The sequence below is a fragment of the Ornithinimicrobium cavernae genome (assembly GCF_003121625.1).
GTDB lineage: Bacteria > Actinomycetota > Actinomycetes > Actinomycetales > Dermatophilaceae > Ornithinicoccus > Ornithinicoccus cavernae.
Genome location: NZ_QDDJ01000015.1, coordinates 66,428 through 77,118 on the forward strand (window position 1 = coordinate 66,428; position 10,691 = coordinate 77,118).

General features: G+C 72.8%; 11 protein-coding genes. 2 read left to right on the forward strand and 9 right to left on the reverse strand.

Annotated features, from left to right (window positions below; all coding sequences use genetic code 11):
* Positions 1-1,113, reverse strand: a complete 1,113-nt coding sequence (locus DA085_RS16585; RefSeq protein WP_109474100.1) for an ROK family transcriptional regulator — start codon at positions 1,111-1,113, stop codon at positions 1-3.
* Between the two features lie 300 nt (positions 1,114-1,413).
* On the opposite strand from DA085_RS16585, the gene DA085_RS16590 reads away from it, so the two are divergent.
* Together DA085_RS16590 and DA085_RS16595 are read left to right on the forward strand one after the other, a co-directional pair.
* Entirely contained in the window at positions 1,414-1,926 is a 513-nt protein-coding gene (locus DA085_RS16590) for a SigE family RNA polymerase sigma factor (RefSeq protein WP_237565574.1), read from the forward strand.
* Positions 1,923-3,062 (forward strand): hypothetical protein, encoded by a 1,140-nt coding sequence (locus tag DA085_RS16595; RefSeq protein ID WP_109474102.1) that lies wholly within the window; start codon positions 1,923-1,925, stop codon positions 3,060-3,062. The genes DA085_RS16590 and DA085_RS16595 overlap by 4 nt, the downstream gene beginning before the upstream one ends.
* Positions 3,063-3,071: 9 nt before the next feature.
* Here the strand turns inward: DA085_RS16595 and DA085_RS16600 are convergent, their stop codons facing one another.
* From DA085_RS16600 to DA085_RS16635, 8 genes are all read right to left on the reverse strand, one after another.
* On the reverse strand, positions 3,072-3,863 hold the full coding sequence (locus tag DA085_RS16600) for an ABC transporter permease (protein WP_202619287.1): 792 nt from the start codon (positions 3,861-3,863) through the stop codon (positions 3,072-3,074).
* Positions 3,860-4,888, reverse strand: coding sequence for an ABC transporter ATP-binding protein (locus DA085_RS16605; protein ID WP_109474175.1), 1,029 nt, complete (start codon positions 4,886-4,888; stop codon positions 3,860-3,862). Before DA085_RS16605 ends, DA085_RS16600 begins: the two co-directional genes overlap by 4 nt.
* Before the next feature lie 59 nt (positions 4,889-4,947).
* Positions 4,948-5,655, reverse strand: coding sequence for a response regulator transcription factor (locus DA085_RS16610; protein WP_109474103.1), 708 nt, complete (start codon positions 5,653-5,655; stop codon positions 4,948-4,950).
* Between the two features lie 124 nt (positions 5,656-5,779).
* On the reverse strand, positions 5,780-6,904 hold the full coding sequence (locus DA085_RS16615) for a sensor histidine kinase (RefSeq protein ID WP_109474104.1): 1,125 nt from the start codon (positions 6,902-6,904) through the stop codon (positions 5,780-5,782).
* Positions 6,905-6,915: 11 nt separating this feature from the next.
* Positions 6,916-8,205, reverse strand: a complete 1,290-nt coding sequence (locus DA085_RS16620; protein WP_109474105.1) for a glycosyltransferase — start codon at positions 8,203-8,205, stop codon at positions 6,916-6,918.
* A gap of 39 nt (positions 8,206-8,244) precedes the next feature.
* A complete protein-coding gene (locus DA085_RS16625; RefSeq protein ID WP_109474106.1) occupies positions 8,245-8,790 on the reverse strand; it encodes a dihydrofolate reductase family protein in 546 nt (181 codons plus the stop codon).
* An 87-nt stretch (positions 8,791-8,877) separates the two neighbouring features.
* Entirely contained in the window at positions 8,878-9,792 is a 915-nt protein-coding gene (locus tag DA085_RS16630; RefSeq protein WP_109474107.1) for a phosphotransferase family protein, read from the reverse strand.
* A 131-nt stretch (positions 9,793-9,923) separates the two neighbouring features.
* Positions 9,924-10,586, reverse strand: a complete 663-nt coding sequence (locus DA085_RS16635) for a phosphotransferase (protein WP_109474108.1) — start codon at positions 10,584-10,586, stop codon at positions 9,924-9,926.
* Positions 10,587-10,691: the final 105 nt, after the last annotated feature.

Here is a 10,691-nt window from a genome sequence, read left to right on the forward strand (position 1 = left end):
TCACACCACCCCGATCTCGCGGTAGCGCACGTACGCTGCCGCTCCCTTCAGGACGAGCTCGTTCTCGAGCGGGACCACCCGGACGTGGACCTGCTGGGCGACGAAGGGAAGGGTCTGGTGGGCGAGCGCGTCCTGCGTCGCCCGGAGCAGGTGGCCGTCGAGCAGCTCGGCCGGCCCGTAGAGCACCACGTCGGCGATGCCGAGGGTCGTGACGACCGGGCTGAGCACCGAGCCCAGGCGCTGCCCGGCGGTGGCGAGCTCGGTCGCGGCGTCGGCCCGGCGCAGGGCTGGCACGGCCAGGGTGGTCTCCAGGCAGCCGCGGTTGCCGCAGGCGCAGGTGGGGCCCTCGGCGTCGACGACCACGTGGCCGATCTCCCCGGAGGACAGCAGCGGGCCGGACAGCACCCGCCCGTCGATGAGGACCCCGCCCCCCACGCCGTGGCCGATCGTGACCAGCAGCAGGCCGGCCTCGTCCCCGGCGCCGAAGGTACTCTCGGCCGTGGTCGCCAGGTTGGCGTCGTTGCCGACGTGCGCGGGCAGTCCCAGCTCGTCCTGCACGCGGGCGGCCAGGCCCAGCTCGGACCACCCCAGGTTCGGGGCGTGGAGCACGCTGCCGTTGTGGTCGACGATGCCCGGCGTGCCGATGCCGACGCCCAGCACGGTGCGGGTGGCCCCCTCCCGCAGCCGGCGGGCGAGGTCCAGCACCTCCCGGACCGCGGTCTCACCCGCGGACAGGGCGGTCGCCTCGGCGGTCAGGATGCCGCCGTGCAGGTCGATGAGAGCACCGCGCAGTATGCCGTCACCCGAGAGATCGAGGGCGATCACCACGGGTGCGGTGTCGGCCAGGCCGACCAGCGTGGCCGGCTTGCCCTGCCGGACCCCGGGGCGGTGCCCCAGCTCGGCGACCATGCCGGTGGTGAGCAGCTCGGAGACCAGGTCGGAGACGGTGACACGGGTCAGCCCGGTCTCCCGCGCGAGGTCGGCGCGGCTGCGCGGACCGTCGTCGAACAGCTGCTGGAGGACGAGCGCGAGATGGTGTCGGCGGGCGTCCCCGGGGAGCACCTTCCCGAGGGGACGGCGCCCGCCGCGGGGTCGCGTTGTGACCTGCGTCATGTAGTTAGTATGCCCTACTAACTAATCCTGTCAAGGGCACAGACCCACCAGATTTCGCCACAAGGGCTGGCAGTTCGAGCGCTCGAGCGGTCGCTGAGCACGGCGCGACCGCCTGTTGCCGCGAACTGCCAGTCGTTCTGGCGTTTGCGGGTCTTCGGAGCTGGCCGCTCCGGCGGTGAGCCGTGGGTCCCGGGCCGCGCATGCGACCATCGGGCCAGTCCTGGCGCCTCCCACAACACGTTGGAGCCGGCGCCAACCTCAGAGGGGTTGCCCGCGTTACCTGGGCAAGGGAGGTTCTAGGTGAGCCAATGCATGGAGGGCGAGTTCGTCGCCTGGGCGACGGTACGACAAGGGGCCTGGCTGCGCTCTGCCTTGCTCCTGACCGGTGACCAGGCCTCCGCCGAGGACCTGGTGCAGGACGCACTCCTCAAGGTCGCAGAGCGCTGGTCCCGGTTGCGCGACGAGGCGCCGGACGCCTACGCCCGACGCATCATCTACAACGGCGCGATGTCCCGCTTCCGACGACACAGCCGGGAGCCCGCACATGCCGTGGTCCCTGAGGTGATCGCCACCGCGACGACAGATGACTGGCTCTCCGGCGCCGACATCCGTGCAGCCCTCCAGCGACTGACCACCAAACAGCGGGCCGTGCTGGTACTGCGCTACTACGAGGACCTGTCCGAGCGGCAGATTGCCGAGGCCCTCGGCGTCACCGCAGGCACGGTCAAGAGCCAGGCACATGCCGGGCTTCGTCGCCTTCGCGAGGAGCTCGCGCTCGAGCAGGACAGCCTGGACGGAGAGGAGATCCGGTGAACGACGACATCCGTGAACTGCTGGCTCGTGGCGCCTCTGACGCCGTAGACACCGATCTGGTCAGTGGCACTTGGCAGCGTGCCGAGCGACACCGGCGCAACCGCAATCTGGGCATCGTCTCGCTCGCCGCCGCAGGTCTCGCACTGACCTTCGCCCTGACTCAGACCGGGGGCTCTGGAGATGAGGCACTGCTCCCGGCCGACAGGACAGCTCGCCAGACGGCGCCCGCCACCCAAGAACCAAACACTCCGGCCCTCCCTGAGGAGTGGCGGTGGGAGTCCTTCGGCGGAGTCCAGGTCGGCATCCCCGGCGACTGGGACTGGGGCGGTCCCAGCCAGCGCATCCACCAGTGGTGCCTGAACGATGAGGGTGATCGGAGCCAGCCCATCGTGGGCCGCGCCGGAATCAGCACCGCGGTCGGGTGTGATGTGGACGGTGGTGCAAGTCCCCCCAGGGACAGTCTGGTGGAGAACACCGGGGAGGTCGTCATGTTCAGCTGGTCCCCACAGCCGGACGTGCGCCCGACCGAGGTGGGAGACCGCACCACTGTGCAGGTCAACGGGGTGGCCGTGACCGTGCAGGCCAGGCAGCCACTGCGTGACCAGATCGTGTCGACCATCCATCTTGTGACTACCGACGCCAACGGCTGCACTACGACCCATCCGGTCACCAGCGATTCCAGCTGGCGACCCAGCGGCCCTGCCGTGGCGCAGCTGAGCGAGGTCTCCTCCATCTCTGTCTGTCGTTATCAGTTCAGCGGAGCCTGGCCCCGCACGGGCGGTGAGGTGGCAGGAGGGATCTTGTCGTCACTACGTCTCGAGGGTCAGGATGCGCGACAGGCGATCGAGACTATCGCCTCGGCCTACGTCGGTGGCGGGCCGAACAACCCGGACCAGTGCGCCCCCGACTTCGCCTACGGCGACGAAGCGATCGTGCTCCGTGTGACGTCAGCGGCGGGCACGTCCGAGGTGGTGGCTCGCTATTCAGGCTGTGATCACCATGGCTTCGATGACGGCCACGAGGTGCGCACCCTCACGAGGGAAGCCATGGCCCCGCTCATCGAGGGACCGAACCAACCAGATCAAGCATCCAGCGAAGTGGGCGACATCGTGTTCCCCGACCCCGGCGACGAGTGAGCACCCGGGTCACTCCCGCGCGCGTCGCCGCCGCAGCGCGGCCACCAGCACCAGTCCACCGGCCAGCCAGGCCGCCGTCAAGAGCAGCGGCTCGCCGAGGTCGCCACTGCCCAGCCACGCGTCACGGACGGCGGTGGTGACCGGGGTCAGGGGCAGGAAGTCGGCGATCGTCTGCATCGGTCCGGTCATCACGCCGGGCGGCGGTCCGCCGCCCCCGAGCAGCCACATCGGCATGAAGAGCAACAGCCCCAGCGCCTGGGCCGAGCGGGCCGTCCCCACGGCCAGCCCGAGGGCGACACCGAGGGTGAGCAGCATGCCGGCACCCAGCGCGAAGGCCCCGACGACCCCGGCGAGGTCGTCGACCGGCGGCAGCCCGTACACGGGCGCGGCCACGGCGAGGACGAGACCGGCGCCGAGGACCACGAGCAGCGCGGTCACCAGCACCTGCGCGCCGATCACGGTGAGCTGGGACTGGCCCGAGGCCGACAGCCGCCGGAGCACCCCGCGCTCCCGGTAGCCGGCCAGGGCCACGGGCAGCCCGATGAGCGTCATCGCCGAGATCGGCACGGCGAGGTAGGCGGCGATGTAGTAGTCGGTCCCGTTGAGCCCCAGGAACTCCGGGCCGTTGTCGCTGGCGAAGACCCCGGCCAGCACGAGCATCATCATCGGCGGGAAGACGAAGGCGAAGAGCATCGGCGCCCACTCCCGGGTGAGCAACCGCGCCTCCATCCCCGTCATGGTCAGCAGCGCACGCAGCGGCGACACGGGTCGCGAGGCGGTGGGCCGGGTCACGGCAGTCATGCCGCCACCTCCCCGGAGGTGAGCTGGACGAAGACGTCCTCCAGCGACGGCCGGACGACGGTCAGGTCCTCCGGGAGTATGCCGACACGCGCCAGCTCTGCAGCGACCAGGACGGGTGTGGTCCGGTCCCCGACGACCTCCGTGCGCCGTCCCTCCCGGGCCACCAGCACGACGCCGGGCAGCTGGTCGAGCCGCCCGGGGTGCTCGCCCGCACGGAGCGTGAACCGGGTGCGGACCGCACCGTCGGCGAGCGCCACCAGGTTGGCCGGGGTGTCACACGCGGTGATCCGCCCGTCGTGCAGGACGGCGGCGCGGTCGGCGAGCTGCTCGACCTCGTCCATGTAGTGGCTGACCAGCACCACCGTGGCCCCGCGGTCGCGGATCTGCCGGATCAGCGCCCACGTCTCCCGGCGGGCCGCGGGGTCCAGGCCCTGGGTCAGCTCGTCGAGGAAGACGACCTGCGGGTCGTTGACCAGGGCCAGGGCGATGAACAACCGTTGTCGCTCACCTCCGGAGAGTCCGCCGAAGGCGCTGCGCCGCAGGGAGGTCAGGCCCCACGTGTCCAGTGCCTCGCGCCAGTCGACGACGTCGCCCGCGAGCCGGGCGAAGGTGCGCAGGGCCTCGCCCACCCGGAGCCGCTCGGGCAGCGAGGACGACTGCAGCTGGGAGCCGACCTGCGACCGCAGCCGCTGCCGGTCCCGGAACGGGTCGAGGCCCAGCACCCGCAAGTGACCGGCGTCGACGCGCCGCAGGCCCTGGATGGCCTCGACCGTGGTCGTCTTGCCGGCGCCGTTGGGGCCGAGGATCCCGAAGATCTCGCCGCGGCTGACCGAGAGGTCGAGTCCGCGGATCACGGACCGGTCGCCGTAGGTCTTGGTGAGGCCGCGCACGTCGATCACGGTGTCGGTGGCGCGCCCGGCACTGTCGGCCTGGTCGGTGGCGAGCCCGGGGCCGTGGTCGGCGCCGGCTCCTGGGGTGGGTGGTCTGCTCTGTGGGGCTGTCCGTGACAGCGTCTGAGGTTTCATGCCCTCCAGCCTCGCCAGCCGCACGGCCCGGCACATCGGGCCACGGGCCAGGGCCGGGATCAGTCCCTGGGCGGAGGTGCGTGCCCGGGGCTCCCACCGCCGTCGTCGTGCCGCTCGCCGATCCCGACGACCCCGTGGTCGAAGGCGAAGACGATGGCCGCCGCGCGGTCGCGGACGCCGAGCTTGGTGAAGATCGAGCCGACGTGCGACTTCACCGTCGCCTCGCTGACAAACAGGGTGGCGCCGACCTCCCGGTTGCTGGCGCCGCGGGCGATCAACGCCAACACGGCGTTCTCCCGGTCGGTCAGCTGCTCGAGCCGCTGCCGCTCCCGGTTGGCCGGGGCGACGCGGTCCCGGTAGGCGTCCAGCACCCGCGGGGCGACCGAGCGGTCGAACCACGCTCCCCCGCCGGCGACGGCTCGGGTGGCGGCGATGAGGTCGTCGGCCGAGGCGTCCTTGAGCAGGAAGCCGCTGACGCCGGCCTCGAGGGCACCCCACAGGACCTCGTCCTCGTCGAAGGTCGTGAGGACCAGGACGGGTGGCGGGTCCGGCAGGCGAGCGATCCGGCGACTCGCCTCGATCCCGTCCAGGCGGGGCATCCGGATGTCCATCAGAACCACGTCCGGCCCGTGCGCCGCGACGGCGGTCACCGCCTCCTCGCCGTCCCCGCACTCGGCGACGACCTCGAAGCCGTCCTCGTGGCCGAGGATCCGCCCCACGCCGGCACGGACGATCGGCTGGTCGTCGACGAGCACCACGCGGATCATCCCGCCCACCTCCTCTCGCCCCACCCTCTCACCGGCGGCCGAGCTGCCGCGCCGAGCGGCCGATCACCCGGGCCGCCACTCACCGGGCCGCCGCTCACCGAGCGGCCCCTCACCCGGCCGCCGCTCACCGGGTCACGCCACACCGCACCAGCCAGCCACCGGGGACCGGTCCGGCACTGAACTCGCCGCCGACGACCTCGGCGCGCTCCTGCATACCCCGCAGTCCGTAGTGGCCGCGCCGTTCGTGCGGGTCGGCGGGTCGCAACGGTCCCGAGCTGAGCACCTCCAGGGTCACATTCTCGCTGGTCACGGTGGAGGTGACCACGGTGCGCGCGGCCGGCGCGTGGATGGCGGCGTTGGCGAGGGCCGCCTGGGCGATGCGGAACATGGTGAGCCCGACCGACTGCTCGACGCCGTCCTGGGGGCCGCGCGCGACGTACTCGGCGCGCAGGCCGCCGGAGCGGGCGTCCTCGACCAGGTCACCGATCTGCTCGAGCCCCTCCAACGGTGCCTGCACCCCACCCTCGTCGCGCAGCACGCCGACGGTCCGCCGCAGGTCCTGCAGGGTGCGCCGGCCCACGTCCTCGGCGGAGGTGAGGGCCTCCCGGACCTCCTCGGTGTCCCGGTCCAGCACGTGCCGGGCACTGGTGATCTGCAGCATCATCGCGGCCAGCCCGTGGCCGACCAGGTCGTGGACGTCGCGGGCGATGCGCCGGCGCTCCTCGAGCACGGCCTGCTCTGCGAGTGCCAGGCGCGCACGCTCCAGCTCGGCGGCGAGCTTCTCCTGGCGGTGGAACGCCCAGCCCATCAGGGCGGGGAAGAGCACGGCGAGCACCCAGATGCCACCGGAGATGCTGTCCTCGCCGCGCTGCAGCAGCGCGACGACCACCGGCGTCGCGGCGGTGGCCAGGACGAGTGTGACCGAGGTCCAGGTGAGGTCCGACCAACCGGTGAGCACGATGGCCAGGAGGCTCAGCAGGAACAGGCCCGGCTCGAGTCCGGCGTCCCGCTGCGACACGGCGGTCAGCACGAGCACCGGGACGGCCACGGCGTGGACCGGCACCTCCAGGAAGGCCCAGGCCGCGAGGCCGAGTGCCGCCGCTGTGAGGGCCGCGACCAGCCACAAGGACGAGGGCTCGCTCAGGGCAGCGATCGGCACGAACACGAACGCCAGGACCCCGACGCCGACGCGCGAGAGGTCCGGTCCGCGCTCCCCCGGCCGGTCCGCCGTCCGCACGCCACGGTCCATGGGTGTGGAGGCTACTCGTCGCCGGTGCCCGGCGGATCCGACCAGGGTCGGGGGTGGTGTCTCACCCCGCGGTCGGAGCGGCCGCGCGCCAGCTCCTGCTCGATGACGGCGACCGCGCCGCCGACGCCGTCCTCACCGCGCACGACCCGAGCGACCGTGGCGGCTGTCGCGGCGACCCGCGCGGAGCGCAGCTCGGTGAGCGCGGCGCGCAGTCGCTGTGGCGTGGCCTCGGGCGTGGGGACCGGCGCGGCGCCGACCCCGATCTCGTGGACCCTGCGGGCGAAGAACGGCTGGTCCATGGTGAACGGCAGCACGAGCTGCGGCCGCCCCGCCCGCAGGGCCTGGGCCGTGGTGCCGGCCCCGCCGTGGTGCACGACGGCGGCCACGCGCGGGAAGAGCAGCTCGTGGGGGACGTCGTCGACGAACAGGACGCGAGCGGCATACTCCTCCTGGTCCTCCAGGCCCGAGCCGCGTTGCACGACCGCCCGGTGCCCCAGCTCCAGCGCCGCGTCGACGGTGTGCCGCAGCGCGGCCCGCACCGCCGGCACCGTGTGCGACCCCAGACCGGCGTAGACCGGCGGCGGCCCCGCGTCCAGGAACCGGGCCACCGGGTCCGGCAGCGACGTGCCGTCGGGGACGTCCAGGAACGGGTAGCCGGTGCTGCGGACCAGACGGCCACCCACCCGTCGGGGCGTCACGAGCCGGGCACTGTTGGCGACGAACGCGGGGGCGGTCGCCAGCTGCGCCAGCCCCCGCAGGCGGTCCCGGCGGGACGCTGCCGGGTCGGCGGAGGCCAGCCGCAGGGACGGGACGGTCGCCCGGAGACCCGCGACGAGGTTGTGCACCGAGCGGCCACCGCGCACGGCGTAGAGGCTGGCGTCTCCCCACACCGAGGCCAGGGCGGGCACGAACATCATGAGCACCTGCGGCCTGCGGGGACCGCCGACCATGCCCGGCCACGCGGAGCTCATGGCGGTCGTCACCAGCCCGTCATAGCGCGGGAGCAGGTCGGTCATCGTGGCGCGGACGGCCGGCGCCATCACCCGCGCGACCTCCCCGAGCAGCCCCATCTGCTCGGTCAGCCCGACGGGCATCCCCCGCCGCAGCGCGTCGTTGCGGTAGTAGCCCATGGCATCGACCGCCACCTCCTCGGCCCGCACCCCGGCGTCCCTGACCAGGTCGACGAAGTCGGTCGTGGCCGTCATCCCGACGTCGTGCCCGCGGGACTGCAGCCCCCGGGCCACGGCGAGGGCAGGCTGGTAGTCACCCCGGCTGCCCGCAGCGAGGACGGCGATCCGCATGGCCCCAGTCTGCGTCACGGACCGACTGGACGGGGCCGGTCAGGCGCGCAGGCGGTAGGTCATCGCCACGTTGCCGGTGGAGGTGGTGGGCGCCTCGACCAGCTCCAGGCGGGTCACCGGCACGGACTCGTCGAACAGTCGTCGTCCGACCCCGACCACGGGGTGTGTGGTGAGGGTGAGGGCGTCGATGACGCCGGCGAGGAACAGCGACCGCACGGTGTCGATCCCACCGGCCACGCTGATCGTCCCCGACTCCCCGTTCTCGGCGAGCGCCCGCACATACTCCACGGGGTCACCCTCGACGAGCACGGAGTTCTGCCAGCCGGACACGTCGTCCACGGTCGAGCTGATGACGTGCTTGCGCACCGGGTTGATAAAGGCGCCGAACGGGTCGTCGGCCCCGGGCCAGTACTCCGCCCACTCCTGCCACAGCCGGCGTCCGATCACGACGTCGGTGACCTCGGCGATGGCCTTGCCCATGCCGGCCATGTCGTCCGGCCCGAAGGAGTCGAACTGCCACTGGTCGGGTGACTCCACCACGCCGTTGACGGAGTTGAACAGGTGTGCCGTGACTGTGCGTGCCATCGCAGTGTCCTCTCTGGGGGATGAATCCGACACTGACACAGACCGGCCGGCGCGTCACAACTCATCGCCCGGCGCGTCCGTGGCCGCTCAGCGGCCCAGGATCTGGTCGGTGTAGGTGCGGGCCGGCACGGCGTAGCGCTCGGGGAAGGTCACGGCGCAGCCGATGAGCCACGCGGTGCCCTCCAGGGTCCGCAGCCGCAGCCACGGGGCCAGCTCCTCCCGGGTCGGCACGTCCCGTCCGGTGATCCGGCAGTATGCCGTGAGCGCGGCTCTCCCGATCTCCTCCGTCGGGGTGCTGCCCAGGACGGCGAGGTCCCACTCGACCGGTCCGCGACAGGACTCCTCCAGGTCGCTCCAGCGCCACACCCCCTCGGTGTCCTGCAGCAGGTTGCCCCGGTGGGCGTCCCCGTGCAGCAGCACCTGCTCGGTGCCCAGGCCCTCGATGCCGACCAGCGCCTCCTCGTGTTCCCGGGCCAGTGCCGCGTGGGTGGCGGCGTCCAGGTGACCCAGCCGGGCGGCATACTCCAGCGGTTCGGTGATCACCTGGTGAGCCATCGTCATGACCGGCAGGTGCTGTCCCGCCCCGGCCAGGGCTCGGTGCCACGCGGCGAGGGCGGCGGCCGACTCCTCCGGGGTCGCCCGCACCTCGGCGCTGCCCTGGTCGGTCCACAGCGAGATCCACAGACCGTCGACCTCGTGCGGACCGGCGTCCTCGGCCGGCGGGACGACAGGAGCACCGGCCCGGTGGGCGAGCCGCCCGACCTCGACCTCCTGCCGCACCCACCAACCCGGGTCCCGGCGCTGGGCGAGGGTGTGGGTGGAGACCCGGGCGACCAGACCGGTGCCGGGCAGCCGCAGCATGAGGGAACCACGGTCGGAGATGACCTGCGGGACGACGGTGCCCAGGCCCAGGTCGGCCGCGAGAGCGGCGGCGGCCCGCTGGCCACGCTCGCGGGTCTCCGGCGGGCTCTGGGGCGGGCTGGTGCTCTGGTCCGTGGTCACGGCCCCGATCCTGTCACCGGCCGGCCGCGGAGGACACCCGGTTTCGGGTCAACCCGGTCTCTGGGCGTGCGAGCGGAGCGGGCCAGCCCTGGCCTCGGCGTGACGGCCCGGGCCCGAGCGGCCCGGCGCCGTCACCAGGGGTCGTCGACGAAGGCCCTGATCCGCCGCAGCTCCTCCGGGCTCAGGTTCGGGTCGCGGAGCCGGACCTCCCCCACCGCCGGCAGGTGCCCGACCAGCTCCTCGGTGTCGAAGCCGTCCAGGAACGTCTCGACGAACGCGCCGACCAGCACGGTCTGCTCCGCCGGGGACAGGCCGGGCACGTCGACCTGCACGATGCGCGTCAGCAGCCAGCAGGCGGCCGGGTCGGCTCCCGCCGGGCCCCGGGCGGCGTTGGTCCAGTCGATCACCGTGGGCACGTCGCCCAGGATGACGTTGCCCGGGTGGAGGTCCAGGTGCAGCAGGGCCGCGCCCTCCCCCACGGTGGTCGGCAGGTCGGGCGGCGCCAGCACCTGGCCGAGCAGGCGGTGCAGCTCCCCGAGGGTGTGCGCGTGCGCCTCGGCACCGGACGGGTCGGCCAGCAGGGCCTCGAGCATGGTGGGCCCGTGCACGCGCTCCAGCACCATGCCGTCGGCCCTCACCTCGTGGATCGCAGGCACCGGGAACCCGGCGGCGCGGGCGCACTCCATCGCGGCGACCTCCCCACCCAGGTCGCGGGGCTCCGGGAACCGGCGCAGCACGGTGTGCCCGTCGATGGCATAGACGTGCGCGTCCCGGCCCTGCGCGAGGAGCTCCATGGCCACCTCCGTACACCCTCGGAGGGTGTCGGCACAACCTACTTTCGTCGCTTGTGCCTGGGAACATCCTGGGAGTAGGCATGACAGCGGGTCAGTTGTAGTTCA

What these genes read in the sequence shown, in the direction of transcription:
- DA085_RS16605 (WP_109474175.1), bottom strand. Translation starts at nt 4,888, where the DNA reads ATGAAACCTCAGACGCTGTCACGGACAGCCCCACAGAGCAGACCACCC.
- DA085_RS16585 (WP_109474100.1), bottom strand. Translation starts at nt 1,113, where the DNA reads ATGACGCAGGTCACAACGCGACCCCGCGGCGGGCGCCGTCCCCTCGGG.
- DA085_RS16615 (WP_109474104.1), bottom strand. Translation starts at nt 6,904, where the DNA reads ATGGACCGTGGCGTGCGGACGGCGGACCGGCCGGGGGAGCGCGGACCG.
- DA085_RS16635 (WP_109474108.1), bottom strand. Translation starts at nt 10,586, where the DNA reads ATGGAGCTCCTCGCGCAGGGCCGGGACGCGCACGTCTATGCCATCGAC.
- DA085_RS16620 (WP_109474105.1), bottom strand. Translation starts at nt 8,205, where the DNA reads ATGCGGATCGCCGTCCTCGCTGCGGGCAGCCGGGGTGACTACCAGCCT.
- DA085_RS16625 (WP_109474106.1), bottom strand. Translation starts at nt 8,790, where the DNA reads ATGGCACGCACAGTCACGGCACACCTGTTCAACTCCGTCAACGGCGTG.
- DA085_RS16600 (WP_202619287.1), bottom strand. Translation starts at nt 3,863, where the DNA reads ATGACTGCCGTGACCCGGCCCACCGCCTCGCGACCCGTGTCGCCGCTG.
- DA085_RS16610 (WP_109474103.1), bottom strand. Translation starts at nt 5,655, where the DNA reads ATGATCCGCGTGGTGCTCGTCGACGACCAGCCGATCGTCCGTGCCGGC.